This is a genomic window from Pseudomonas sp. GW821-FHT07B01 (genome assembly GCF_059419065.1).
Genome location: NZ_JBWKRA010000014.1, coordinates 43954 through 69942 on the forward strand (window position 1 = coordinate 43954; position 25989 = coordinate 69942).

The following is a 25989-nucleotide window of genomic DNA, read 5'->3' on the forward strand; positions in this document are numbered from 1 at the left end:
CATCGTGTCGACACGTGTGTGGATTTAAGCTTTGCGGGGTATCCCCGGAAAGCGGCGCATTTTATACCACAGCATCGGCAAAAACGAAACCCGCAATCACATTTGCCGGTCGCCGCCTTTGCGTAAGCCCTTGAATACAGCCAACATGCCTCTACCTCATAGAGAGAAGCGATCACCAGACGCGCATGATTTGCCAGCATCGTCTGTTAGAATCGCGTTTTTTGGGAATTGCGCGAATGTTGTAACCCTTTGTCGCGCCCCCGTGAACCGTATTGATTTCAGCGCGTCGCGCTAGAGAGAGCCTGTATGACCGTTACCTTGAAAACCGCCGAAGACATCGCAGGCATGCGCGTTGCCGGCAAACTGGCTGCCGACGTGCTGGAAATGATCGCCGAACACGTCAAGCCCGGCGTCACCACTGAAGCGCTGGACCGTATCTGCCACGACTATATAGTCGACGTGCAAAAAGCCATCCCTGCCCCGCTGAATTACAAAGGTTTCCCCAAGTCGATCTGCACCTCGATCAACCACGTGGTCTGCCACGGCATTCCGGGCGACAAACCACTGAAAGACGGCGACACCCTGAACATCGACGTCACGGTGATCAAGGATGGTTACCACGGCGACACCAGCCGCATGTTCCACGTCGGTAATGTGCCGGTATGGGCCGAGCGTCTGTCCCAGGTCACCCAGGAATGCATGTACAAGGCCATCGAGATCGTCAAACCCGGCTGCCGCTTGGGTGACATTGGCGAAGTGATCCAGAAGCACGCGGAAAAGAACGGCTTCTCGGTGGTGCGCGAATTCTGCGGCCATGGTATCGGCAAGGTGTTCCACGAAGAGCCACAGATTCTGCACTACGGCCGTGCGGGCACCGGCATGGAACTCAAGGCCGGCATGACCTTCACCATCGAACCGATGATCAACCAGGGCAAGGCCGACACCAAGGTGCTGGGCGACGGCTGGACCGCCATCACCAAGGACCGCAAGCTCTCGGCCCAGTGGGAACACACCCTGCTGGTCACCGACACCGGTTATGAGATCTTCACCCTGCGCGCCGACGACACCATCCCACGCGTTTCGGCCTGAAGGCTGCCCAGGTTTTCCGACAGCGTGTTGTGACTGACTGATAGATAGAAAGGAAAGCCGAACGATGCCCCAGGTGGATCCCGAACTCTTCGACCGTGGCCAGTTCCAGGCCGAGCTGGCATTGAAGGCAAGCCCCATCGCCGCCTTCAAGAAGGCCATCCGCCAAGCCCGCGAGGTGCTCGATGCGCGCTTTCGCAGCGGCCGGGATATTCGCCGCCTGATCGAAGACCGCGCCTGGTTCGTCGATAACATCCTGCAAAAGGCCTGGGAGCAGTTCAATTGGAGTTTCGACGCCGATATCGCCCTGGTGGCGGTCGGCGGCTACGGTCGCGGCGAACTGCACCCCTACTCCGACATTGACCTGCTGATCCTGCTGGACAAAGCCGATCACGAGACCTTTCGCGATTCCATCGAGCGCTTTCTGACGTTGCTGTGGGACATCGGCCTGGAAGTCGGCCAGAGCGTACGCTCGGTGGACGAATGCGCCGAAGAGGCCCGTGCGGACCTGACGGTGGTCACCAACCTGATGGAAAGCCGCACCATCTGTGGCCCCGAGCGCCTGCGCCAGCGCATGCTCGAAGTCACCAGCACCGCACACATGTGGCCAAGCAAAGACTTTTTCCTGGCCAAGCGCGCCGAGCAAAAAGCCCGGCACCACAAGTACAACGACACCGAATACAACCTGGAACCCAACGTCAAAGGCTCACCCGGTGGGCTGCGGGATATCCAGACAATCTTGTGGGTGGCGCGCCGTCAATACGGCACGCTGAACCTGCGCGCCCTGGCCGGCGAAGGCTTTCTGGTGGAGAGCGAAAATTCCCTACTGGCCTCGTCCCAGGAATTCCTGTGGAAGGTGCGCTACGCCCTGCACATGCTGGCCGGGCGCTCCGAAGACCGCCTGCTCTTCGATCACCAGCGCTCTATCGCCACCTTGCTCGGCTTTGAGGGCGAAGACGCGAAGACCAGCATCGAAAGCTTCATGCAGCAGTACTACCGGGTGGTCATGAGCATTGCCCAGCTCAGCGACTTGATCATCCAGCACTTCGAAGAAGTGATCCTGGCTCCCGAAGACGAAGCGCCACCGCAGCCGATCAACGCGCGTTTCCAGCTGCACGACGGCTATATCGAAGCGCGCAACGACAACGTGTTCCGCCGCACGCCGTTCGCCATGCTGGAAATCTTTGTGTTGATGGCCCAGCAGCCGGAGATCAAAGGCGTGCGCGCCGATACCATCCGCTTGCTGCGGGAAAACCGTCACCTGATCGACGACGATTTTCGCAACGACATTCGCAATACCAGCCTGTTTATCGAACTGTTCAAGTGCCGCATCGGCATCCATCGCAACCTGCGGCGCATGAACCGCTACGGCATTCTGGGGCGCTACCTGCCGGAGTTCGGCTTTATCGTCGGGCAGATGCAGCACGACCTGTTCCATATCTATACCGTCGATGCCCACACCCTGAACCTGATCAAGCACCTGCGTAAGTTGCAGTACACCCAGGTGTCAGAGAAATTCCCGCTGGCCAGTAAGCTGATGGCCAAGCTGCCCAAGCCCGAGCTGATTTACCTGGCCGGCTTGTACCACGACATCGGCAAAGGCCGACATGGCGACCACTCGGAGATCGGCGCGGTCGATGCCGAAGCCTTCTGCCAGCGCCACCAGTTGCCGATGTGGGACAGCCGCCTGATTGTCTGGCTGGTGCAGAACCACCTGGTGATGTCGACCACGGCCCAGCGCAAGGACTTGTCCGACCCACAGGTGATTCACGACTTTGCCGGCATCGTCGGCGATGAGACCCGTCTCGACTACCTCTATGTGCTGACCGTCTCCGATATCAACGCCACCAACCCGACGCTGTGGAACTCCTGGCGCGCCAGCCTGTTGCGCCAGCTGTACACCGAGACCAAGCGCGCCCTGCGCCGTGGCCTGGAGAACCCGGTGGACCGCGAAGAGCAGATCCGCCGCACCCAAAGCGCAGCCCTGGATATCCTGGTGCGCGGCGGTAACGACCCGGACGACGTCGAGCAACTCTGGTCGCAACTGGGTGACGATTACTTCCTGCGCCACACCGCCGGCGACGTGGCCTGGCACAGCGACGCGATCCTGCAGCAACCCGCCGATGGCGGCCCGTTGGTCTTGATCAAGGAAACCACCCAGCGCGAATTCGAAGGTGGCACGCAGATCTTCATCTACGCCCCTGACCAGCACGACTTCTTTGCCGTGACGGTAGCGGCCATGGACCAGCTCAACCTGAACATCCATGACGCCCGGGTCATCACCTCCAGCAGCCAGTTCACTCTCGATACCTACATCGTGCTCGATGCCGACGGCGACTCGATTGGAGACAACCCGGCGCGCGTGAAAAAGATCCGCGAGGGCCTGACCGAAGCCCTGCGCAACCCCGACGACTACCCCACCATCATCCAGCGCCGGGTGCCGCGCCAGCTCAAGCATTTTGCCTTTGCGCCCCAGGTGACCATTTCCAACGACGCACAGCGCCCGGTGACGGTGCTGGAGCTCAGCGCACCGGATCGCCCAGGCCTGCTGGCGCGTATCGGCGGGATTTTCCTGGAGTTCGACCTGTCATTGCAAAATGCCAAGATTGCGACCCTGGGCGAGCGGGTGGAAGACGTGTTCTTTATCACCGATGCCGACAACCAGCCACTGTCCGACCCGGAGCTGTGCCTGCGTTTACAGGCGGCAATCGTGGAGCAGTTGAGCGTGACCCAGGAACCCGGTGTCGAGCTGACCAGACTGACTATTTGAATTCTTAACTTTGTGAACACGAGTCATGTGGGAGCTGGCTTGCCTGCGATGCAGACACTTCGGCCCGTCCGATCGACCGCAGATCGCAGGCAAGCCAGCTCCCACAGGTCCGCGCTCACCGTGATAGAGGCTTATATGAACAACGCCCTTAACCAGTTGCAGCCCTACCCCTTCGAGAAGCTGCGCGCCCTGCTCGGCAGCGTGACGCCGAACCCGGACAAACGCCCGATCGCACTGTCCATCGGCGAGCCCAAGCACACGTCACCGGCCTTCGTTGCCGAGGCCTTGAGCAATAACCTCGATCAAATGGCGGTGTACCCCACCACATTGGGTATCCCGGCACTGCGTGAAGCCATCGGCGCCTGGTGCGAACGCCGCTTCAACGTGCCCAAGGCCTGGCTGGACCCGGCGCGCAACATCCTGCCGGTCAACGGTACGCGCGAGGCGCTGTTTGCCTTCACCCAGACCGTGGTCAACCGTGGCGACGATGCGCTGGTGGTGAGCCCCAACCCGTTCTACCAGATCTACGAAGGCGCTGCGTTCCTGGCCGGGGCCAAGCCGCATTACCTGCCGTGCCTGGATAGCAACGGCTTCAATCCAGACTTCGATGCTGTTTCCCCCGATATCTGGAAACGCTGCCAGATCCTGTTCCTGTGCTCCCCCGGCAACCCGACCGGTGCGCTGATTCCGGTCGCCACCCTGAAAAAACTCATCGCCCTGGCCGATGAATACGATTTCGTCATCGCCTCCGACGAATGCTACAGCGAGCTGTACTTCGACGAGCAAACCCCACCACCGGGACTGCTCAGCGCCTGCGTCGAACTGGGCCGCCAGGACTTCAAGCGTTGTGTGGTGTTCCACAGCCTGTCCAAGCGCTCCAACCTGCCAGGCCTGCGTTCAGGCTTCGTGGCCGGCGACGCCGAGATCCTCAAGGCCTTTTTGCTGTACCGCACCTACCACGGCTGCGCGATGCCAGTGCAAACCCAGCTTGCAAGCATTGCGGCCTGGCAGGATGAAGCTCACGTACTGGTCAACCGTGACATGTATCGGGAGAAATTCGACGCCGTACTGGCCATTCTCAAGCCCGTGCTGGATGTACAAGCTCCAGACGGTGGCTTCTATCTGTGGCCGAATGTGAAGGGAGACGACGCCGCCTTCTGCCGCGACTTGTTCGTGGAGGAACATGTGACCGTTGTGCCGGGTTCGTATCTGTCGCGCGAAGTCGACGGCTTCAACCCTGGCGCCGGGCGCGTACGCCTGGCGCTGGTGGCGCCGTTGGCCGAGTGTGTGGAAGCGGCGCAGAGGATTCGGAACTTTATTCAGCGCAAGCGCTAACTAAGAGCCCACTTCTGCCGGGCAGGAGTGGGCATTATCGAAACAAACCTGAGGTTGTCGCTGTCTAAACTCGCGGCACTTATATTCAATCCCAATAACACTTTACGCAAAAAGTCATCACCCACCTGATGATGACGAAACAACGTTATATAACGTATTTTTTTACCCTCCGCTTAGCCTCAACCCTGAATCACAGAACGACTCCCGGCGATTACCTCCTCAACATAATCCCGAATATTTCGCCGACGGCTAGCGGCGTGGATGCCAGATATCGCCGACAAACATATTTACATCTGTCAGATCACATAAAGGAACCGCCCAGCCAGATCAACCACATAATTTACGAATTAGTACCGCAATTATTGAATATTGATTCGACACCGTGATTATTCTGGAGCCAAACAAGATGTCCGTCATCAACAATAGCTACAGGCAGACGTCTACGCACGTAGAAAACCCGACGACCACCACCATCAATGAACAAACACAGGTGGAGTCCACGCCCCTTAGCAGATCCAAGCGCGGCGTAGGCGCAATTCACCGGAGATGGCCACAGAATTCAACCGTCACCATTGGCTTCATCGGAACTACCCCTGACCAAGAAGCTCTTATAAAAAAAGGGTTCAGTGAATTCACCCCTTATATCAATCTCACATTCAAGTACGTCGCCGGTGCCGACGCTGATATCCGAGTAGGCCATAACGAAACAACCGGGTTAAATGGTTCCACATATGTGGGAACAGACGCCCGAAAAGCGCCGGCCGGCAAACCCACGTTTTTCATCAATTTCAATCGAACGCCTGAAGAGATAGTCGCTACCACCATACACGAGGGCTTGCACGCCATTGGTGTATTGCATGAGCATCAACATCCAGATCGCACTATCAAGTTTGATAAAGCTGAGCTTCTAAAGGGTACCAAGGAATTAAAAGACCCCGAAAAAACTTTAAAAAACAACATACTTGACACAGTAAAGCGACAGAAAAACGGCCCTATCTTCACTGAGTACGACCAGAAATCGATTATGCACTACCCGTTTACGTCAACCGAGTTAAAAGGCGCCCCTGAAATTAAAAAAAACAATAAACCCTCACTTGGCGATGTAAAATTAATAGGCAAAAACATGTACCCACTCCCCCCTCACCCTTCACGGGAAGACAGCATTAAACAGCTCAAAGCTACCGCCGTTGTAAAAAAGCTATGGCCCGAGAATACGAAAGTTACCGTATCTCTATACGGCATGGATGACGCACAGCAAAAGTTCGTGAAGCATAATATTGAAAAACTACAACCTCACGTTAATAATCACGTCGTATTCACCGACCAAGACGACGGCGATATTCGAATTTCGCTGAGCGCGGATGGGACCTCGTGGTCCCAAATAGGCACAGATGCCAAAAGTACCGATACATCACAGCCCACGATGGGGATCCACTGGGACGCCAACAAAAAGAAAACTGCTCGCGCCGTCAAACATATGTTTGCTAAGGCCTTGGGCCTTACCGACATTACCCTCCCTAAAAAATCGGCCTAATGTTCCAACTTACTTATTTACACTGCGCCTCCATAAACTGCGGCAGGGACAGAAAACGGTATCAATGACTAGTGGGTTTGACCCAAATTCGCCTCACTCATATCCAGATCCGCCAACACCTCCCGCAAAACGTCATCACCAATCTGGTGATGACGGCTCAAGCTGTACAACTCCAACCGCTGCGCCCGTAAGGCCTTGAGCCGCAACTTACGCTCCAGCACATCCATCTGATGGGCCAGCGCCTGGGCTTCAGCCGAATCATTAAACACATCCAACTGATGACGATACTCCGCCATCAGCCGCGCCTTGAGTTCGGTGGCCAGCGCAGCTTGAGCGGCATCCGGGGTTTCGGCTTCGGCGGGTTCCTGGGCCTCCAGCGCATGGATCGCCGCCACGGCGGTCTTCTTCCAGGCCTCGCGCACTTCGTTGTGGCGCTTCTCATCCGGGCCTTTTTCGACACCACGCAGCAGTAACGGCAGCGCGATGCAGGCAGCGACCAGCGACAGCAGGATCACCCCGGCAGCGATAAAGATCAGCAGGTCACGCTCAGGGAAATCCTGGCCAGGCGCCAACAGCAAGGGCACCGACATGACACCGGCCAACGTCACCGCTCCGCGCACACCGCCGACCGTCAACAACCAGCAGGAACGGGCCGTCGGCACCAGGGTCAGCGCGCTTTTGCCACGTAGCCTGCGCAGCAACCCCGACAGCCGCCAGATGCTTTGCACCCAGATAAAGCGCAATACCACCAGCACCAGGAAGATCGCCACCACATCCAGGCAGCGATACATCAAGGTGGGCCACAGCGTGGTTTCATGGCTGACCACGGCCTTGATGATGTCTGGCAGTTGCAGACCGAGCAGCAGGAAGATCAGGCCGTTAAAGGCAAACTCCAGCAACGACCACACGCTGCGGTTGAGCAAGCGCGTGCTGGTCTGGCGCGGCAGCAGGTCGAGCCAGCTTTGCATCATGCCCGCTGCCACCGCCGAGAGGATGCCGGACGCGCCCAGGCGTTCAGCCAGTACGTAAGCGGCAAAGGGCAGCAATAACATGAACACCACATGGGTCGCCGGGTCATCCCAACCCTGCGCGATCATCCAGCTACGCAGGCGGCCGACCAACCAACTCAGCGCCACACCGACCGCCAGCCCGCCCACCGCCACCAACACAAACGTGAGGCTGGCATCCGCCAGGGAAAAGACCCCGGTCAACGCCGCGGCCAGGGCGAACTTGAAAGTCACCAGGCCCGACGCGTCATTCATCAAGGCCTCGCCCTGGAGCATGTGCATCAGCGGCTTGGGCAAACGGTTCTGGGAAATGGCCGATACCGCCACGGCGTCCGTCGGGGATAAAACCGCTGCCAGGGCAAAGGCCACCGGCAAGGGGATCGAGGGCAGCAACCAATGAATAAAGTAACCAGCGCCCACCACGGTGAACAGCACCAGCCCCACCGCCAACGTCAGGATCGGACCACGCAGGCGCCACAACTCGCGCTTGGGCATGCGCCAACCATCGGAAAACAACAGTGGCGGCAGGAACAGAAACAGGAACAGCTCCGGGTCCAGCGCCACATGCAGCCCCAACGTGGGCCAGGCCAGCAAGGCGCCGGCGGCGATCTGCACCAGGGGCAACGGCAGTGGGATGATGCGCCCGACCAGGCGCGAAAGGCTGACCAGCATCAGCAGGATAAGGACGGTGTAGGCGGTTTGCATAACGCGGGTTTCCCGGACAATCGGCTTGCAAAGACACATCAGGCAACAACTGGCCGTTGAAGTGCCATATTACCCGGCTATGTTACCTGGCTATGTTACTCGCCTATGCTGCGCACTGGCACTTTGCGCAAAAGTCGCACGCTGTTGACGAGCGGCGCCGAAACCCGCTGGTCGTGGCATAATCGGCGATCTTTCATTTTCATACGTCCAAAGGGGGGCAATTCCTTGAGTGCTTCAAGCAAAACCTTGCACCTTTTCGGCATCAAAGCCTGCGACACCATGAAAAAGGCGCGCACCTGGCTCGATGAGCACGGGGTGAGCTATGAGTTCCATGACTACAAAACGGCCGGTATCGACCGTGAACACTTGACCCAATGGTGCAATGAGCACGGTTGGCAGGTGGTTTTGAACCGTGCGGGCACCACCTTTCGCAAACTCGAAGACGAACGCAAAGCCGATCTCGATCAGTCGAAAGCCATTGAATTGATGCTCGCACAACCCTCGATGATCAAGCGCCCGGTGCTCGATCTCGGTGACAGAACCCTGATTGGCTTCAAGCCAGATAGTTATTCGGCGGCCCTCAAGTAGGCCAGCCTTCCATTTTTGTAGAGGTAACAGCATGTCCAATTCCCTGTTCAGCCTGGGCTTCGGCGTCGGCACTCAGAACCGCCAAGGTGCTTGGCTGGAAGTGTTTTACGCACAACCCTTGCTCAACCCGTCGGCTGAAATCGTTGCCGCCATCGCACCGATCCTCGGTTACACCGAAGGCAACCAGGCGATCACCTTCACCGTGAGCCAGGCCCTGCAACTGGCTGACGCGCTCAAAGGCGTCGATGCTGCCCAGGCCGCCCTGCTCAGCCGCCTGGCTGAAAGCCACACGCCGCTGGTCGCGACCTTGCTGGCCGAAGACGCAGCGCTGACCTCCACGCCTGAGGCCTACCTCAAGCTGCACCTGCTGTCCCATCGCTTGGTCAAGCCCCACGGCCTGAGCCTGGCCGGCGTGTTCCCGCAGTTGCCGAACGTGGCCTGGACCAGCCAGGGCGCTATCGACATCAATGAACTGGCCGAGCGCCAACTGGAAGCGCGCCTGCGTGGCGACCTGCTGGAAGTGTTCTCGGTAGACAAGTTCCCGAAAATGACCGACTACGTCGTACCGGCTGGCGTGCGTATCGCTGACGCTGCACGTATCCGCCTGGGCGCGTACGTAGGCGAAGGCACCACCGTGATGCACGAAGGCTTCGTCAACTTCAACGCGGGCACCGAAGGCCCGGGCATGATCGAAGGCCGCGTATCGGCGGGCGTATTCGTCGGCAAGGGCTCGGACCTGGGCGGCGGTTGCTCCACCATGGGCACCCTGTCGGGCGGCGGCAATATCGTAATCAAGGTGGGCGAAGGCTGCCTGATCGGCGCCAACGCCGGTACCGGTATCCCATTGGGCGACCGCAACACGGTGGAGTCGGGCCTGTACATCACCGCCGGCACCAAGGTTGCCCTGCTGGATGAGCAGAACCAACTGGTCAAGGTGGTCAAGGCGCGTGAGTTGGCTGGCCAGCCAGACCTGCTGTTCCGTCGTAACTCCGAGACCGGTGCCGTGGAGTGCAAAACCCACAAATCGGCCATCGAACTGAACGAAGCGCTGCACGCTCACAACTAAGCAGCCACTCGATGCCACTAGCGGCCGCACCTTCGGGGGCGGCTCGCTTATACGAGTCTTGATCACCATGCTTGTGCCCTCCCCCTGGCGCGCCGATTTCCCGGCCATCGCCACCCTGCAACGGCAAGACCAGACCTATCTGGACAGCGCCGCCACCACGCAAAAACCCCAAGCCCTGCTGGATGCCATCAGTCATTACTACGCCAATGGCGCAGCCAATGTGCACCGTGCTCAGCATTTGCCCGGAGCCCATGCGACCCAGGCGTTCGAAGACAGCCGCAGCAAGGTCGCGCAGTGGTTGAACGCAGGTGACAGCGGGCAGGTCGTGTTTACCCACGGCGCAACCTCTGCGCTGAACCTCCTGGCCTATGGCCTGGAGCACTTATTCAATGCGGGCGATGAGATTGCCATCAGCGCACTGGAACACCACGCCAACCTGTTGCCCTGGCAGCAATTGGCCAAACGCCGCGCACTCACACTGGTGGTCTTGCCTCTGGACGATGACGGCGTCATCGACCTGGACGCCGCGGCCAGCTTGATTGGCCCACGCACACGCTTGCTGGCGGTGAGCCAGTTATCCAACGTGCTCGGTGCCTGGCAGCCGCTGCCAGCCTTGCTGACGATGGCCCAGGCACACGGCGCCCTCACGGTGGTGGACGGCGCCCAAGGCATCGTCCATGGCCGTCACGACGTGCAGGCCCTGGGCTGCGACTTCTACGTATTTTCCAGCCACAAACTCTACGGCCCGGACGGCGTGGGTGTGCTGTATGGCCGTAATGAGGCCCTGCACCACCTGCGCCACTGGCAGTTCGGCGGCGAGATGGTGCAACAGGCCGACTACCACAGCGCCAGCTTTCGCCCCGCGCCGCTGGGTTTCGAGGCCGGCACTCCACCGATTGCCAGCGTGATCGGCCTGGGCGCGAGCCTGGATTACCTGAGTTCACTGGATCCCTCGGCGGTGATCGCCCACGAAGCCGCCCTGCATGACTACCTGCTGCGTGGGCTTAAGGCACGCAATGGCGTACGCGTGCTGGGATCGCCGCAGGTGGCGCTGGTGAGTTTTGTGGTGGAGGGCGTGCACAACGCCGACCTCGCCCACCTGCTGACCGAGCAAGGCATTGCCGTGCGTGCCGGTCATCACTGCGCGATGCCGCTGTTGAAGGCGATGAATCTGTCAGGCGCCATCCGCGTTTCACTGGCGCTCTACAACGATTCCGACGACCTGGAGCGCTTTTTTGAAGCGTTGGACCGGGCGCTGGACATGCTGCGATGAGCTTGCCGCTGGAGGCACACGCCGCACTGCAAGCCTTCCAGGCCATTGGCAGTTGGGAGCAGCGCGCCCGGGTGCTGATGCAATGGGGTGAACGCTTGCCCGCCCTGGCCGATGATGAAAAGGTCGACGCCAACCTGGTGCAAGGTTGCGAAAGCCTGGTGTGGCTGGTGGGGCGTTTGCAGGGCGGCCATTGGCAGTTTACGGCGAGCAGCGAGGCGCGGATGATTCGTGGGTTGGTGGCGTTGCTGCTGGCGCGGGTCAATGGGCTGTCGGCTGATGAACTGCAAGCGGTTGACCTGCCTGACTGGTTCAATCAACTTGGCTTGTCGCGCCAGTTATCGCCGTCGCGCAGCAATGGTTTGAATGCCGTACTGCAACGCATGCGAGACCTGACGCGTACACAGAAATAATGTGGGAGCTGGCTTGCCTGCGATAGCGGCGAATCAGTCAGTATTTTCAGTGGCTGACACACCGCTATCGCAGGCAAGCCAGCTCCCACAATTTGGATCTATATTCGGCAATGAGATTTAGCTGGGTTTGATGCGCTCCGACGGCCTGCGCACTCCCGCCACAATCTTGTCCACCGCCTTGGTCGCCGCCACCATGCCGAACGTGGCCGTGACCATCATCACTGCGCCAAACCCTCCGGCGCAGTCCAGCTTCACGCCATCACCGACAAAACTCTTCTGCAGGCAAATGCTGCCATCGGGCTTGGGATAGCGCAGTTGCTCGGTGGAAAACACGCACGGCACGCTGTAATGACGAGTCACGGTGCGCGAAAAGCCATAATCGCGGCGCAAGGTAGAGCGCACTTTCGAGGCCAACGGGTCATTGAAGGTGCGGTTCAGGTCACACACCTGGATCAGCGTGGGGTCAATCTGCCCACCGGCGCCGCCGGTGGTGATGATCTGGATCTTGCGGCGCTTGCACCAGGCAATCAGCGCCGCCTTGGCGTTGACCGCGTCGATGCAGTCGATCACACAGTCGATAGTCGGAGTGATGTACTCGGCCATGGTGTCGCGGGTGACGAAGTCTGCCACCGCGTGCACGGTGCAATCGGGGTTGATGCCGCGCAGGCGCTCAGCCATCACTTCGACCTTGGGTTTGCCCACGGTGCTGTCCAGGGCATGCAACTGGCGGTTGCTGTTGCTGACGCAGACATCATCCAGGTCAAACAGCGAAATCTCGCCCACCCCGCAGCGGGCAATCGCTTCTGCCGCCCAGGAACCCACGCCGCCGACGCCGACGATCGCCACATGGGCCGCTTTCAAGCGTTCCAGGCCCTCAAGGCCGTACAAGCGGGCAACGCCTGCAAACCGCGGATCTTCTGTACTCATCATCATTACCCCAAAAACCGGCGCGCATTATAGGGCTACGCAGCAGCAAGTTTTAAGCTACAAGTTACAAGTGAAGAACTTAGATGGAGTTTCGCAGACTAACGTCCGGCTTTTCTCTGTCTGCTGTACGCTCAGGGAAGCGCCAGTGTAGGATGCGCGCCGTTCGGCGCAGGCCGACACCTCTTTCGTTCCGCACCCTTTGGAACCCGACATAACCATGGCATCGCGTAAATTTGGACTCAACCTGGTGGTGGTGCTGGCAATTGCCGCGCTGTTCACCGGTTTCTGGGCGCTGATCAACCGCCCGGTCACCGCTCCCAACTGGCCAGATCAGATCTCCGGCTTTTCCTACTCGCCGTTCCAGCAAGGCCAGTACCCGCAGAAAGGCCAGTACCCTACCGACGAACAGATGCGTCAGGACCTTGCGATCATGAGCAAGCTGACGGACAACATCCGTACCTACTCGGTGGACGGCCCCCTGGGGGATATTCCGAAGCTGGCCGAAGAGTTTGGCCTGCGCGTGACCCTGGGGATCTGGATCAGCCCGGACCTTGAGCGTAACGAGCGGGAGATCCAGCGCGCTATCGAGATCGCCAACACCTCGCGCAGTGTGGTGCGCGTAGTGGTAGGCAACGAAGCGTTGTTCCGTGAGGAAATCACCCCCGAAGCCCTGATCGTGTTGCTCGACCGCGTGCGTGCCGCCGTGAAAGTCCCGGTGACCACCTCCGAGCAATGGCACATCTGGGAAAAGAACCCGCAACTGGCCAAGCACGTCGACCTGATCGCCGCGCACATCCTGCCGTTCTGGGAATACATTCCGATGGACAAGGCCGGCCAGTACGTCCTCGACCGCGCCAAGGACCTAAAGAAAGCCTTCCCGAAAAAGCCACTGCTGCTGTCGGAGGTGGGCTGGCCGAGCAACGGCCGTATGCGCGGCGGCAATGAATCGTCGCCGGCAGACCAGGCGATTTACCTGCGTACGCTGGTAAACAAGCTCAACCGCCAGGGTTACAACTACTTCGTGATCGAGGCCTTCGACCAGCCGTGGAAGGTCAGCGACGAAGGTTCGGCGGGTGCGTATTGGGGTGTATTCAACGCCGCGCGCCAGCAGAAATTCAATTTTGACGGCCCGGTGGTAGCGATTCCGCAATGGCGGGTGCTGGCCATCGGTTCGGTGGTGCTTGCGCTGCTGTCCCTGACCCTGTTGATGATCGATGGCTCGGCCCTGCGCCAGCGTGGCCGTACCTTCCTGACCTTTATTGCGTTCCTGTGCGGGTCGGTGCTGGTCTGGATCGGCTACGACTACAGCCAGCAATACAGCACCTGGTTCAGCGTGACGGTCGGTGTGTTGCTGGCACTCGGCGCGCTGGGCGTGTTCATTGTGTTGCTGACCGAAGCCCATGAGCTGGCGGAAGCAGTCTGGACCCACAAGCGTCGGCGTGAATTCCTGCCCGTGGAAGGCGACTCGGACTACCGCCCGAAAGTGTCGATCCATGTGCCGTGCTACAACGAGCCGCCGGAAATGGTCAAACAGACCCTCGATGCCCTGGCCGCCCTCGACTATCCGGACTACGAAGTCCTGATCATCGACAACAATACCAAGGACCCGGCGGTGTGGGAGCCGGTGCGCGACTACTGCGAAACCCTCGGCCCGCGCTTCAAGTTCTTCCACGTCGCGCCCCTGGCCGGTTTCAAGGGCGGCGCGCTGAACTACCTGATCCCGCACACCGCCAAGGATGCCGAAGTGATCGCAGTGATCGACTCGGACTACTGCGTATCGCCGAACTGGCTCAAGCACATGGTGCCGCACTTCGCCGACCCGAAAATCGCCGTGGTGCAGTCGCCCCAGGATTACCGCGACCAGAACGAAAGCACCTTCAAGAAGCTCTGCTACGCCGAATACAAGGGCTTCTTCCATATCGGCATGGTCACCCGTAACGACCGTGACGCGATCATCCAGCACGGCACCATGACCATGACCCGCCGCTCGGTGCTTGAAGAGCTGGGCTGGGCCGACTGGTGCATCTGTGAAGACGCCGAACTGGGCCTGCGTGTGTTTGAAAAAGGCTTGTCGGCGGCCTACTACCACGACAGCTACGGCAAGGGTTTGATGCCGGATACCTTTATCGACTTCAAGAAACAGCGTTTCCGCTGGGCCTATGGCGCGATCCAGATCATCAAGCGCCACACCGCCAGCCTGTTGCGCGGTAAAGACACCGAACTGACCCGTGGCCAGCGCTACCACTTCCTTGCGGGCTGGTTGCCGTGGGTGGCCGATGGCATGAACATCTTCTTTACCGTCGGCGCCCTGTTGTGGTCTGCGGCGATGATCATCGTGCCGACTCGGGTCGACCCGCCATTGCTGATTTTCGCAATCCCGCCGTTGGCGTTGTTTGTGTTCAAAGTCGGCAAGATCATCTTCCTCTACCGTCGTGCGGTAGGTGTGAACTTGAAAGATGCGTTCTGCGCGGCGCTGGCCGGGTTGGCGCTGTCTCATACCATCGCCAAGGCGGTGTTGTACGGCTTCTTCACCAGCAGCATTCCGTTCTTTCGTACACCGAAAAACGCGGATAACCACGGCTTCTGGGTGGCGATTTCCGAAGCCCGCGAAGAAATGTTCATCATGCTGCTGCTGTGGGGCGCGGCGCTGGGGATCTACCTGGTGCAAGGCCTGCCGAGCAATGACATTCGCTTCTGGGTGGTGATGTTGCTGGTGCAGTCGCTGCCGTACGTGGCGGCGCTGATCATGGCGTTCTTGTCGTCGCTGCCCAAACCTTCGACGGCGCCTGAGGCTGCGCCGGCGGCGTAAAAAGTCACGCGATGCACTAAACGGCGGCCCTTGGCCGCCGTTTTGCTATAAGATAACGGCCGTTTGTGAGACTTGGCCTGGCCCAATTCTATGTGGGAGCTGGCTTGCCTGCGATGCAGACGCCGCGGTCTGACAGGCACACCGCAGCGATGCTATCGCCGGCAAGCCAGCTCCCACATTGGAATTGCGTCGCTCCAGGCTCGGTATTTCCACATTCGTCCTGCGCCCACCACACGCTTTCCGGAGTTCCCCCATGACGGCCCATGCCGACCTTTCGCCGACCCTTCAACTTGCCATCGACCTGATCCGTCGCCCGTCGGTCACGCCGATCGATGCCGATTGCCAGAAGCTGATGATGCAGCGCCTGGGCGGCGCCGGTTTTGCGCTTGAACCGATGCGCATCGAAGATGTGGACAACTTCTGGGCCACCCACGGCAAGCACGAAGGCCCGGTGCTGTGTTTTGCCGGTCACACCGACGTGGTGCCGACCGGCCCGGTACAGGCCTGGCAGAACGACCCGTTCGACGCGTTGATCGATGACAACGGCATGCTCTGCGGCCGTGGCGCGGCGGACATGAAAGGCAGCCTGGCGGCGATGCTGGTGGCGGCGGAACGTTTCGTCAGCGACTACCCGGACCACAAGGGTTCGGTCGCCTTCCTGATCACCAGCGACGAAGAAGGCCCGGCGCACCATGGCACCAAGGCCGTAATTGAACGCTTGGCCGCACGCAAGGAGCGCCTGGACTGGTGCATCGTCGGCGAACCGTCGAGCACCAGCCTGGTGGGCGACGTGGTCAAGAACGGCCGCCGTGGCTCCCTCGGCGCCACCTTGACAGTGCGCGGTGTACAGGGCCATGTGGCTTACCCGCATCTGGCAAAGAACCCGATCCACCTGGCCGCACCGGCGCTGGCCGAACTCGCTGCCGAGCATTGGGATGACGGCAACACGTTCTTCCCGCCAACCAGCTTCCAGATTTCCAACCTCAACTCCGGTACCGGCGCCACCAACGTGATCCCGGGTGACCTGACGGCGGTGTTCAACTTCCGTTTTTCCACCGAGTCCACCGTCGAGGGCCTGCAACAACGCGTCGCGGTCATTCTCGACAAACATGGCCTGGACTGGCACGTCGAGTGGGCGCTGTCGGGCCTCCCGTTCCTCACCGAGCCGGGTGCGCTGCTGGATGCGGTGTCGGCCAGCATCCTGGCGATCACCGGGCGTGAGACCCAGGCGTCCACCAGCGGCGGTACCTCCGATGGGCGCTTCATTGCGACGTTGGGCACCCAGGTGGTCGAACTGGGGCCGGTCAATGCGACGATCCACCAGGTCAACGAACGTATCCTGGCCAGCGACCTCGATGTGCTGACCGAAATCTACTACCAGACTCTGATCAAGTTGCTCGCCTGATGCTTGCCTGCCCCATTTGCAGCGCACCGCTCAATGCGGTGGACAGTGGCGTGGCGTGCTCGGCCGGGCACCGTTTCGATCGCGCGCGCCAGGGTTACCTGAACCTGTTGCCGGTGCAGCACAAGAACAGCCGCGACCCAGGCGATAACCTGGCCATGGTCGAGGCGCGCCGCGACTTCCTCAACGCCGGGCACTACGCCCCGGTGGCCAAGCGCCTGGCCGAACTGGCCGCCGAGCGTGCACCGCAGCGCTGGGTCGACATTGGGTGTGGCGAGGGTTACTACACCGCGCAAATTGCCCAGGCCCTACCCCACGCCGATGGCTATGCCCTGGATATCTCCAAGGAAGCGGTCAAGCGCGCGTGCAAACGCAACCCGGCGCTGACCTGGTTGATCGCCAGCATGGCCCGCGTGCCATTGGCCGATGCCAGCTGCCAGTTCCTCGCCAGCGTGTTCAGCCCGTTGGACTGGCAAGAGGCCAAGCGCCTGCTCAGTCCCGGCGGCGGTTTGATGAAGGTCGGCCCGACCAGCGGCCACTTGATGGAACTGCGCGAGCGTCTTTACGACGAGGTACGCGAGTATACCGACGACAAACATCTGGCCCTGGTGCCGGACGGCATGCACCTGGCACACAGTGAAACACTGGAATTCACCCTGAGCCTGGCCGAAGCCCAGGACCGCGCCAACCTGCTGGCGATGACGCCCCACGGCTGGCGGGCCAGTGCCGAGCGCCGCCACGAGGTGATCGAGGCGGCCGAGCCGCTGCAGGTCACGGTGTCGATGCGTTACGATTATTTCGTGCTTCAATGACTGACGTTCACCCACCCGCGAATGGATTTTCGAATCCCGCAACGAGGAACATCCATGCGCCAACCCGATATTGAGATTTACCTGAAGGACGCCGACGTCGATCACAAGGCCATCGCCGCCTGGCTGGGTGCCGCCCTGGGCCCGTGCACCGATTGGGTCCAGAAAGGCCAGACCTACAAGTGCAAGGCCGGCAGCGTGCCGGTGACCTGGCTGCCCAAGGCGGTGGGCAAATGGAACAGCCTGTACCTGGAAAGCGACCAGACCCCGTGGGACGACGACATCGCCTGCGCCCGCGCCGCGTTTGCCGCGCTGAACGTCGAAGTGCGTTGCGCACCGGGCACCTGGGTTGAGGAAGAAGGTGAGGAAAGTGCCGACACCTGGATTCGCATCAGCGAAGACGGTGAAGAGCAGATCACGTGGAAAACCGCCTGAAGATCGTTCCCACGCTCTGCGTGGGAAAGTAGCCTGGGACGCTCTGCGTCCCAAAGCGTGACGCGGAGCGTCACAAGAGGCGTTCCCACGCAGAGCGTGGGAACGATCAAACAACGTTGTTACAGGCCGACCACATCCTCCGCCTGCAAGCCCTTCTCGCCGGTCACCACGGCGTATTCCACCTGCTGGCCTTCTGCCAACGAGCGGTGGCCTTCACCGCGAATGGCGCGGTAGTGCACAAACACATCCTTGCCATCTTCACGCTGGATAAAGCCGTAGCCCTTTGCATCGTTGAACCACTTCACATTGCCGGTTTCGCGCGTTGACATCTGTTCACTCCCACTGGTTTTTTATTGTTGAGTCGCTCGCATTGAACTGCCGAGTATAAGACAGGCTCAAAAACCATCAACTCAACTTTACATCGCTGCTTTTTTGCCGATTTTCGGCGAATACGGCACACTACCCGCCCGAGCGCCTGCTCGGTTTTTTCCACTTGAAGCAGCTCGCCTATGACCCGCTCCCCGTTCCGCCGTCTGGTGTTTGGCACCTTGCGCCGACTGTTGTACCTCTGGGTTCGCTCAGAGACGATCAACCAGTCGTCCCTAACCCTCAACCTGGACCGCAGCCGGCCGGTTTTCTACGTCCTGCAATCACCCTCCCTGACCGAGTTGGCGGTGGTCGATGCCGAGTGCACCAAGGCTGGCCTGCCACGTCCGGTGCTGCCGGTATCTGTGGGGCCGCTGATGGAGCCTGCGGCGTTCTTCTACCTCACGCCGGATCCGGATTGGCTCGGTCGCCAGGACAAGCGCGGTGCGCCGCCCACCCTGACGCGCCTAGTCAACACCCTCACCGAACACGCCGAAGAGAATGCACAAATCATTCCGGTCAGTGTGTTCTGGGGCCAATCCCCCGAAAGCGAGTCCAGCCCCTGGAAGCTTTTATTCGCCGACAGCTGGGCGGTCACCGGGCGTCTACGCCGGTTGTTGAGCATCCTGATCCTGGGGCGCAAGACCCGCGTGCAATTCTCCGCGCCTATCAACCTGCGTGAATTGATCGAGCACAATAAAGGCCACGAACGCACCGTGCGCATGGCCCAGCGCATCCTGCGTGTGCACTTTCGTAACCTGAAGACGGCAGTGATTGGTCCCGACCTGTCCCACCGCCGTAATCTGGTCAAGGGCCTGGTCAATATGCCGCTGGTACGCCAAGCCATTGCGGATGAAGCCGAACGCGAAAAGATCGCCCCGGAAAAAGCCAAGGCCCTGGCCCTGCGCTATGGCAACGAGATTGCCTCGGATTACACCTACACCGCGATCCGCTTCCTGGAAGTGGTATTGAGCTGGTTCTGGAACAAGATTTACGACGGTATCAAGGTCAATAACATCGAGGGCGTGCAAAAGGTGGCCCAAGGCTACGAGGTGATCTACGTGCCTTGCCACCGCAGCCACATCGACTACCTACTGCTGTCCTACCTGCTGTTCAAGAACGGCCTGACCCCACCGCACATCGCTGCCGGCATCAACCTCAACATGCCGGTGATCGGCAGCCTGCTGCGCCGTGGCGGTGCGTTTTTCATGCGCCGCACCTTCAAGGGCAACCCTTTGTACACCTCGGTGTTCAACGAATACCTGCACACCCTGTTTACCAAGGGTTTCCCGGTGGAATACTTCGTCGAAGGCGGCCGCTCGCGCACCGGGCGCATGCTGCAACCGAAAACCGGCATGCTGGCGATCACCTTACGCAGCTTCCTGCGTTCCTCGCGCATGCCCATCGTGTTCGTGCCGGTGTATATCGGCTATGAGCGCGTGCTCGAAGGCCGCACTTACCTGGGCGAACTGCGTGGCGCGAGCAAGAAGAAAGAGTCGATCTTCGATATTTTCAAAGTGGTCGGCGCGCTCAAGCAGCGCTTCGGCCAAGTGGCGGTCAACTTCGGTGAGCCGATCAAGCTGGCGGAGTTCCTCGACGCCGAGCAACCGGACTGGCGCGCCCAGGAACTGGGGCCGAACTACAAACCGGCCTGGCTCAACGAAACCACCAATCGCCTCGGCGAACAGGTGGCGCGTCATTTGAACGAAGCCGCTGCGGTGAACCCGGTGAACCTGGTGGCGCTGGCCCTGCTGTCCACCACCCGCCTGGCCCTGGATGAACAGGCCATGGCCCGCCAGCTGGACCTGTACCTGGCGCTGTTGCGTCGTGTGCCCTACTCGCCCCATACCACTTTGCCGGAGGGCGATGGCCTGGCGCTGATCAAGCACGTCAAGGACATGAACCTGTTGTCCGAGCAGAGTGACGCCCTGGGCAAAATCGTTTATCTGGATGAGCAGAATGCCGTCCTGATGACCTACTACCGCAACAACGTGCTGCACATCTTCGCCCTGCCGGCGTTGCTGGCGAGCTTCTTCCAGAGCAGCTCGCGGATGAGCCGCGACCAGATCCTGCGCTACACCCACGCGCTTTACCCGTACCTGCAATCGGAACTGTTTATTCGTTGGTCCTTGGACGACTTGGACAACGTGGTCGATCAATGGCTGGACGCGTTTGTCGAACAAGGCCTGCTGCGTTTCGAAAACGCCGTGTACCTGCGCCCGGCGCCGAGTTCGCGGCACTTTGTGCTGCTGACGCTGCTGTCCAAGAGCATCGCCCAGACCCTGCAACGTTTCTACATGGCGATCTCGTTACTGCTCAACAGCGGCCAGAACAGCATCAGCGCCGAAGAGCTGGAAGACCTGTGCACGATCATGGCCCAGCGCCTGTCGATCCTGCACGGCCTCAATGCCCCGGAATTCTTCGACAAGAGTCTTTTCCGACATTTTATCCAGACGTTGCTGGAGCAAGATGTGCTGCGCCGCGATGAAGCCGGCAAGCTGGGCTATCACGACCTGCTCGGCGAACTGGCCGAAGGCGCCGCCAAACGCGTACTGCCGGCGGATATTCGCCTGTCGATCCGCCAGGTTGCCTTGCACCGCGTGGACGGTGCAGCCGAGGCTGCGGCGGAACCGGTTGCCGTCAACCCTGAAGCACAGCGCTAGACTGAATGAGGCGTCGGGCGGATTCCGGCGCCGTTGAAAAGGAGCCGCACCTTGAAAAAACTCATCCTCCTGGGCCTGACCGCCCTGCTCGGAGCCTGCCACTCGATGACCCCAACCCCGAAGGCCGGCCTTGACGGCGAAGTGTTCTACCTGCAACGCATCGCCCTGCCGCCAGCCGCCACCTTGAGTGTCAGCCTGCAGGACGTGTCCCTGATGGACGCCCCGGCCGTGACCCTCGCCGAACAGAAAGGCCCGGTCAAAGGCCAGGTGCCGCTGCCGTTTCACCTGAGCTATAACCCGGCCCAGGTTAAGCCAGGCCACACATACTCGGTCAGCGCTCGCATCGAGCTGGACGGCAAGCTACTGTTTATCACCACCGAGCGGTACACGGTGCAGCTCAACGGCCAGGACCCACAACCGCTGCGCCTGCGCGTGGATGCAGCCGCACACTGATCATTCCCACTTCATAAGGAAGCGCCCATGCTCCGCAAATCTCTTCGCCTCACCGCCCTGTGTGCTGGCTTGCTATTCGGCGCCAACGCCATGGCTCTGGATCTCGGCAGCCTGTCCCAGGGTGACGCCAGCGGCGGCCTCAAGGATGCCTTGACTCAAGGTGCACAGATTGCTGTGAAACAACTCGGGACGCCCGGTGGTTTCAGTAACAATCCGGACGTGAAGATCGGCCTGCCGGGCAAACTCGGCAAAGTCGCCGACAAGTTGAAAATGTTCGGCATGGGTGACCAGGTCACGCAGCTGGAAACCAGCATGAACAAGGCCGCAGAAACCGCCGTGACCCAGGCCCAGCCGATCCTGGTCAACGCAGTGAAGAACATGAGCGTGACCGACGCCAAGGGCATTCTCAGCGGTGGCCAGGACTCCGCCACCCAGTACCTGAACAAAAGCAGCCGTGAAGAGATTCGCGCCAAGTTCCTGCCTATCGTCAAGGCCGCCACCGACAAAGTCGGCGTGGCCCAGCAGTACAACGCCCTGGCCGGCAAGGCCGCGGCCTTTGGCGCGGTGGATGCCAAGAGCGCCAACGTTGAGAACTACGTGACCGAGCAGGCCCTGGATGGGTTGTTCAAGATGATTGCGCAGCAGGAAGAAACGATTCGCAAGAATCCAGCGGCTGCGGCTACCAGCTTGGCCAAGAAGGTGTTTGGCGCGCTGTAAAACCTGCCGATCTGCCCTGCCCCCCCACAAGCGCCTCGTATTCTCGAGGCGTTTGCGCAAAAAAGAGCCTCAAAGTCAGTATTTTATGGCCGCCTTCATGACAATCGTCAGCTCAACGATTTTTATGTAGCAACACTTCGCAGGGGGCTTGGGATTGCACTCTTCAGGAGGTTTGGGTTTGCATTCCTCAGGAGGCTTGGGTCTGAAACTCTCAAGCGGCTTGGGTTTGCAATACCCAGGACGCTTGGGCTTACAACTCTCCGGAGGGCTGGGTTTACACTTTTCAGGAGGTTTTGGCCTGCTGGGCGGACGCAGAAAAGCCTTCAAACTAGCTATACACATGGCGAACTCCTTAAATTCATTCCAATCACTACTGTTTGTGCCGACGAGCAAGAGCAGTAGGTACCTGCCAACCAGGTAACATTGAGTGGCAATCAATAAGGAAAGGTTCCTAGCCCCGTGTAGTGAGCTTCCTATCTCTCACATAGGAAAATTGCTCATTCTGCCGCATGCCAACGGTGACGGGGCGCGTACTCTCTACGCCCCGACAACCGAGATGACAGCCTGATTATCCAGCGTCCTTTTTGACGCGAAACCACGCGGCATAAAGCGCCGGGAGAAAGAGCAAGGTCAATGCCGTAGCCACGATCAACCCTCCCATGATCGCCACGGCCATCGGCCCGAAGAACACACTGCGCGACAGCGGAATCATCGCCAGCACCGCCGCCAGTGCCGTCAGAACAATCGGGCGAAAGCGTCGGACCGTAGCTTCGATAATCGCCTGCCAAGGTGCCAGGCCGGCCTTGATGTCTTGCTCGATCTGGTCCACCAAAATCACCGAGTTACGCATGATCATTCCCGACAGCGCGATGGTGCCAAGCATGGCGACGAAGCCGAAGGGTTGGTGGAATACCAGCAGGAACAGGGTCACGCCGATCAGTCCCAACGGTGCGGTGAGAAAGACCATCGCCGTGCGCGAAAAGCTGCGCAGTTGCAGCATCAGCAAGGTCAGCACCACCACGATAAACAGCGGTACGCCGGCCTTCACCGAGTTTTGCCCACGCGCAGAATCTTCAACCGTGCCGCCCACTTCCAGCAGGTAGCCGTCCGGCAGTTCGGCACGTACATCGGCGAGCGTCGGCAAGATCTGCTGCACGAGGGTCGCCGGCTGTTCCTTGCCATAGATATCGGCCCGCACAGTCACCGTGGGCAAGCGGTTGCGATGCCAGATGATGCCTTCTTCGAAGCCATATTCAAGGGTGGCAATTTGCGACAGCGCCACGCTTTTACCATTGTCGGTGGGCACAGCAAGGCTCGGCAGGCGCGACAGTTCGCTACGCTCATGCACCGTGCCGCGCAGGAGGATCTCGATCAATTCGTTGTCCTCACGGTACTGGCTGACGCTGGAGCCGGTCAGGGAACTCTGCAGGAATTTCGCCAGGTTGGCGGTGCTCACGCCAAGGGCGCGGGCACGGTCCTGGTCGATATTCAGGTACACGATTTTGCTTGGCTCTTCCCAGTCCAAGTGCACATTGACCACATGGGTATTTTCGCGAACCTTGGCCGCCACTTTGCGCGCCAGCGCGCGCACCTCTTCGATGTGCTCGCCGGTCACGCGAAACTGCACCGGGTAGCCTACGGGCGGGCCGTTCTCCAGCCGTGTGACACGCGAACGCAGGTCGGGAAATTGCTCGTTGAGGGTTTCGATCAGCCAGGTGCGCAGGCTTTCTCGCTCTTCGATGGTGTTAGCCAGCACCACAAACTGGGCGAAGCTGGCAGCGGGCAATTGCTGGTCCAGTGGCAGGTAAAACCGCGGCGAACCGGTGCCCGCGTAGGCCACATAGTTGTTGATGCCGGCATGCTCCTTGAGCAACGCCTCCAGGCGTTTGACCTGTTCGGCGGTGTTGCTGAGGGAAGCGCCCTCGGCCAGTTTCAGGTCGACCATCAACTCCAGGCGACCGGAAGCCGGGAAGAACTGTTGCGGCACGAAGCGAAACAGTGCAACCGAGCCGATAAACAGCAGCAGGGTCAGCACGATCACGGTTTTACGCCGCTGCACGCACCACTCCACCAGACGCCTTACACGCTGATAGAAGGGTGTGCCGTAAGGGTCCGGGCCGTCGGTGCCGTGTTTGGCCGCATGAATCTTCGCCAGGTCGGGCAGGAGTTTTTCCCCCAGGTACGGCACAAACACCACGGCTGCCACCCAGGAGGCCAGCAGTGCGATGGTCACCACCTGGAAGATCGAGCGGGTGTATTCCCCGGTGCTCGATTGCGCGGTGGCAATTGGCAAGAAGCCCGCCGCCGTGATCAGGGTGCCGGTGAGCATAGGGAACGCGGTGCTGGTCCAGGCGAAACTCGCAGCCTTGAGCCGGTCGTAGCCCTGCTCCATTTTAATCGCCATCATTTCCACGGCGATGATCGCGTCATCTACCAACAAGCCCAGGGCCAGGACCAAGGCGCCAAGGGAAATCTTGTGCAGGCCGATGCCCAGGTAATACATGCTGGCAAAGGTCATCGCCAGTACCAGCGGAATCGTCAGGGCAACGACCATGCCGGTGCGCACACCGAGGGAGAAAAAGCTCACCAGCAAAACAATCGCCAACGCTTCAGCCAGTACCTGGACAAACTCGCCGACGCTGGTCTTTACCGCTGCTGGTTGGTCCGACACTTTGCGCAGCTCCATCCCTGCCGGAAGGTTCTTTTGCAGGCGTGCGAATTGCGCTTCAAGGGCCTTGCCCAATACGAGGATGTCGCCACCGTCGCGCATGGCCACGGCCAGGCCGATGGCATCTGCGCCCATGTAGCGCATGCGCGGTGCCGGTGGGTCGTTGAAACCTCGATGGATGTCAGCCACGTCACCGATGCGGAAAGTGCGATCCCCCACGCGTATCGGAAAGTTGCGGATCTCTTCCACCGTCTTGAAGTTGCCAGAAACGCGCAATTGCACGCGCTCGGTAGGGGTTTCAAAGAAGCCGGCGGTGGAGACCGCATTTTGTTCCTGCAACGCCTGCTGGACCGCGGCCAAAGGCAAGCCGAGGGTGGCGAGCTTGAGATTGGACAGCTCGATCCAGATCTTCTCGTCCTGCAAGCCGAGCAGCTCGACCTTGCCCACATCCGGGACGCGTTGCAGTTGGATCTGGATACGCTCGGCGTAGTCCTTGAGCACGGCGTAGTCGAATCCGTCGCCGGTCAGGGCGTAGATATTGCCGAACGTGGTGCCGAACTCATCGTTGAAAAACGGCCCCTGGATATCCGGCGGCAAGGTGTGGCGGATGTCGCTGATTTTCTTGCGCACCTGATACCACAGCTCGGGAATCTGCGCCGAACGCATCGAATCACGGGCAATAAAGGTGACTTGGGATTCACCTGGGCGGGAAAACGACACGATGCGTTCGTACTCACCAGTCTCCATGAGTTTTTTCTCGATTCGCTCGGTGACCTGGCGCGATACCTCCTGGGCCGTGGCCCCGGGCCAGTTGGTCTTGATCACCATGGCCTTGAAGGTAAAGGGCGGGTCTTCGCTTTGCCCCAGCTTGGTGTAGGACAAGGTGCCAACCACGGCCAGCAGGATCATCAGGAACAGTACGATCTGGCGATTACGCAACGCCCATTCGGAAAGATTGAAACCCAT

19 protein-coding genes are annotated in these 25989 nt (G+C 60.0%); 15 read left to right on the forward strand and 4 right to left on the reverse strand.

Annotation, left to right across the window (positions count from 1 at the left end; genetic code table 11):
* Positions 1-306: 306 nt before the first annotated feature.
* From map to AC07S6_RS16775, 4 genes are all read left to right on the forward strand, one after another.
* Positions 307-1089 carry a type I methionyl aminopeptidase gene (gene map / locus AC07S6_RS16760; RefSeq protein ID WP_003189156.1) on the forward strand — a complete coding sequence of 261 codons (783 nt, stop codon included), beginning with the start codon at positions 307-309 and terminating at the stop codon, positions 1087-1089.
* 64 nt (positions 1090-1153) lie between these two features.
* Entirely contained in the window at positions 1154-3856 is a 2703-nt protein-coding gene (locus AC07S6_RS16765; RefSeq protein ID WP_197882185.1) for a [protein-PII] uridylyltransferase, read from the forward strand.
* Between the two features lie 135 nt (positions 3857-3991).
* Positions 3992-5191 carry a succinyldiaminopimelate transaminase gene (gene dapC / locus AC07S6_RS16770; protein WP_495112648.1) on the forward strand — a complete coding sequence of 400 codons (1200 nt, stop codon included), beginning with the start codon at positions 3992-3994 and terminating at the stop codon, positions 5189-5191.
* A 406-nt stretch (positions 5192-5597) separates the two neighbouring features.
* Positions 5598-6725, forward strand: a complete 1128-nt coding sequence (locus AC07S6_RS16775) for a M12 family metallopeptidase (RefSeq protein ID WP_495112649.1) — start codon at positions 5598-5600, stop codon at positions 6723-6725.
* Between the two features lie 68 nt (positions 6726-6793).
* On the opposite strand, the gene AC07S6_RS16780 is transcribed toward AC07S6_RS16775, so the two are convergent.
* Positions 6794-8437, reverse strand: a complete 1644-nt coding sequence (locus tag AC07S6_RS16780; RefSeq protein WP_495112650.1) for a Na+/H+ antiporter — start codon at positions 8435-8437, stop codon at positions 6794-6796.
* A 279-nt stretch (positions 8438-8716) separates the two neighbouring features.
* On the opposite strand from AC07S6_RS16780, the gene AC07S6_RS16785 reads away from it, so the two are divergent.
* The 4 genes from AC07S6_RS16785 to AC07S6_RS16800 all read left to right on the forward strand — a co-directional run bounded on the left by AC07S6_RS16785 (position 8717) and on the right by AC07S6_RS16800 (position 11774).
* On the forward strand, positions 8717-9025 hold the full coding sequence (locus AC07S6_RS16785) for an arsenate reductase (protein ID WP_229999207.1): 309 nt from the start codon (positions 8717-8719) through the stop codon (positions 9023-9025).
* A 31-nt stretch (positions 9026-9056) separates the two neighbouring features.
* Positions 9057-10091, forward strand: coding sequence for a 2,3,4,5-tetrahydropyridine-2,6-dicarboxylate N-succinyltransferase (gene dapD / locus AC07S6_RS16790; protein WP_034126827.1), 1035 nt, complete (start codon positions 9057-9059; stop codon positions 10089-10091).
* Positions 10092-10158: 67 nt separating this feature from the next.
* Complete coding sequence (locus tag AC07S6_RS16795; RefSeq protein ID WP_495112651.1) at positions 10159-11364, forward strand: aminotransferase class V-fold PLP-dependent enzyme; 1206 nt, start codon at positions 10159-10161, stop codon at positions 11362-11364.
* Positions 11361-11774, forward strand: a complete 414-nt coding sequence (locus tag AC07S6_RS16800) for a SufE family protein (RefSeq protein WP_495112652.1) — start codon at positions 11361-11363, stop codon at positions 11772-11774. The genes AC07S6_RS16795 and AC07S6_RS16800 overlap by 4 nt, the downstream gene beginning before the upstream one ends.
* Positions 11775-11891: 117 nt before the next feature.
* Here AC07S6_RS16800 and tcdA read toward each other — a convergent pair whose 3' ends face one another.
* Positions 11892-12701 (reverse strand): tRNA cyclic N6-threonylcarbamoyladenosine(37) synthase TcdA, encoded by an 810-nt coding sequence (tcdA, locus tag AC07S6_RS16805; protein WP_019817865.1) that lies wholly within the window; start codon positions 12699-12701, stop codon positions 11892-11894.
* Between the two features lie 217 nt (positions 12702-12918).
* Between tcdA and AC07S6_RS16810 the strand changes: the two genes are divergently transcribed.
* From AC07S6_RS16810 to AC07S6_RS16825, 4 genes are all read left to right on the forward strand, one after another.
* A complete protein-coding gene (locus AC07S6_RS16810; protein WP_034126823.1) occupies positions 12919-15510 on the forward strand; it encodes a glycosyltransferase in 2592 nt (863 codons plus the stop codon).
* 253 nt (positions 15511-15763) lie between these two features.
* Complete coding sequence (gene dapE, locus AC07S6_RS16815; protein WP_495112653.1) at positions 15764-16915, forward strand: succinyl-diaminopimelate desuccinylase; 1152 nt, start codon at positions 15764-15766, stop codon at positions 16913-16915.
* The gene (locus AC07S6_RS16820; protein WP_495112654.1) at positions 16915-17724 is read left to right on the forward strand and encodes a putative RNA methyltransferase; all 810 of its coding nucleotides are present in this window, start codon (positions 16915-16917) and stop codon (positions 17722-17724) included. Before dapE ends, AC07S6_RS16820 begins: the two co-directional genes overlap by 1 nt.
* Before the next feature lie 54 nt (positions 17725-17778).
* Positions 17779-18156 (forward strand): hypothetical protein, encoded by a 378-nt coding sequence (locus AC07S6_RS16825; protein ID WP_034126820.1) that lies wholly within the window; start codon positions 17779-17781, stop codon positions 18154-18156.
* A 119-nt stretch (positions 18157-18275) separates the two neighbouring features.
* On the opposite strand, the gene AC07S6_RS16830 is transcribed toward AC07S6_RS16825, so the two are convergent.
* A complete protein-coding gene (locus AC07S6_RS16830) occupies positions 18276-18485 on the reverse strand; it encodes a cold-shock protein (RefSeq protein WP_034126819.1) in 210 nt (69 codons plus the stop codon).
* Positions 18486-18665: 180 nt separating this feature from the next.
* Between AC07S6_RS16830 and plsB the strand changes: the two genes are divergently transcribed.
* Genes plsB through AC07S6_RS16845 form a run of 3 tightly spaced genes read left to right on the forward strand, consistent with a single transcriptional unit; the run spans position 18666 to position 22355 of the window.
* Positions 18666-21185, forward strand: coding sequence for a glycerol-3-phosphate 1-O-acyltransferase PlsB (gene plsB, locus AC07S6_RS16835; protein WP_495112655.1), 2520 nt, complete (start codon positions 18666-18668; stop codon positions 21183-21185).
* 51 nt (positions 21186-21236) lie between these two features.
* Positions 21237-21638, forward strand: a complete 402-nt coding sequence (locus tag AC07S6_RS16840) for a YbaY family lipoprotein (protein ID WP_495112656.1) — start codon at positions 21237-21239, stop codon at positions 21636-21638.
* A 27-nt stretch (positions 21639-21665) separates the two neighbouring features.
* Positions 21666-22355: a DUF4197 domain-containing protein gene (locus tag AC07S6_RS16845; protein WP_003189124.1), complete on the forward strand. Its 690-nt coding sequence runs from the start codon at positions 21666-21668 to the stop codon at positions 22353-22355.
* Between the two features lie 568 nt (positions 22356-22923).
* On the opposite strand, the gene AC07S6_RS16850 is transcribed toward AC07S6_RS16845, so the two are convergent.
* Entirely contained in the window at positions 22924-25989 is a 3066-nt protein-coding gene (locus AC07S6_RS16850) for an efflux RND transporter permease subunit (protein ID WP_495112657.1), read from the reverse strand.